We start from the raw sequence: 1,344 nt of genomic DNA, 5'->3' as shown, positions 1-1,344 counted from the left end.
CGGACTGGGCTCATAATGCCCGTTATCAGGATGGCGAGGCAAAGAAGATTGTCCGTTACGCCTTTCATCCGCGTTCGGGCGGGGAGATTTTCGTTACAGGCCGTCAGCGTTATTGCGGTGAGCCGGCCTATGTCGGGCGACAACCGGATGGCAGCCTGGCGCTGATTCCGATCTGGATGACGGAAGAGATCGCCCTGACGATGGCGGTTCGCGAGGCGCCCCGTTTTCCCCTTTCATGCCTGCGCGACCTGCGCCGCGAGGTGGATGCAGGTCTACGTTTTCTGCAGAGCGACTCACGCCAGCCAGGAGACGACCATGCAGCGCAGGCAATGCCGAACCGACCAACCAGACCTGTTTTCCACGAAGGCTCCGCCATCGAGTCTTCCAGGCGAAGTCCGGGAACGCACCCTCCCGCTGATCGAGACCTTGCTGAGGGAAGCGGTGGTGAGCCAGACGGGACGGGAGGCAGATCATGAAGATCACCGCTGAACATCTCGCGCGCGGCGCCTATGTCTATGTCCGGCAGTCGACGGCCGATCAACTCGTCAACAATCCCGAGAGCCGGCGACGCCAATATGGCCTTGCCGAGCGAGCGCGGTCCCTTGGCTGGAAAGACGCCATCGTCATTGATGAAGATCTCGGTCGTTCAGGGTCTGGCATCAGCCGTCCGGGCTTTGAGAAGCTTCTGGCGGCGATCTGCGAAGGTCGGGTTGGTGCGGTCCTCGCCATTGAAGCCTCTCGGCTGGCCCGCAATGGCCGGGACTGGCATACGCTCATCGAGTTTTGCGGCCTTGTCGGAACGCTCATCATCGATGAGGACGGCATCTACGAACCGCGTCATCCCAACGACAGGTTGCTGCTCGGCATGAAGGGCACGATGAGCGAACTGGAGCTTTCGATCCTGCGGGCCCGCTCGATCGAAGCCCTGAAGCAGAAGGCACGACGGGGCGAACTTTTCCTGACGGTGGCGATCGGTTACGTCAAGTCGGGCCGGAACCGGATCGAGAAAGACCCGGACCTGCGGATCCGCGAGGCGATCGATCTTGTATTCCGGCGTTTCGACGAACTGCAGAGCATCCGGCAGGTGCATCTGTGGCTGCGCAGCGAAGGCATTATGCTCCCTGCCGTAAATTACACGCGCGCGGCGGACAGGGCGATCGTCTGGAAGCTGCCCGTCTACAATACGGTGCACCACATTCTCACCAACCCGATCTACGCCGGCGCCTATGCGTTCGGGCGAACCTGCAGCAAAGTCACCATAGAGGCCGGACGCAAACGGATTTTGCGCGGGATCAGGCGCGATCGCGCCGACTGGGAGGTCTTGCTCATCGACCATCACGAAGG

The 1,344-nt window shown here is 61.4% G+C and carries 2 protein-coding genes; both read left to right on the top strand.

Features of this window, described 5'->3' with window-relative positions; all coding sequences use genetic code 11:
• The coding region (locus AC0L17_RS34420; protein ID WP_473518983.1) for a hypothetical protein at positions 1–476 on the top strand (476 nt) is incomplete at its 5' end.
• Positions 473–1,344 (top strand): recombinase family protein (locus AC0L17_RS34415; RefSeq protein WP_473518982.1); only part of this gene is annotated, 872 nt, incomplete at its 3' end. The genes AC0L17_RS34420 and AC0L17_RS34415, both read left to right, overlap by 4 nt.

The organism is Mesorhizobium sp. WSM4829 (assembly GCF_055811475.1).
Note: the sequence above shows the minus strand (reverse complement) of the source record. Positions and strands in the feature narration are given on the sequence as shown.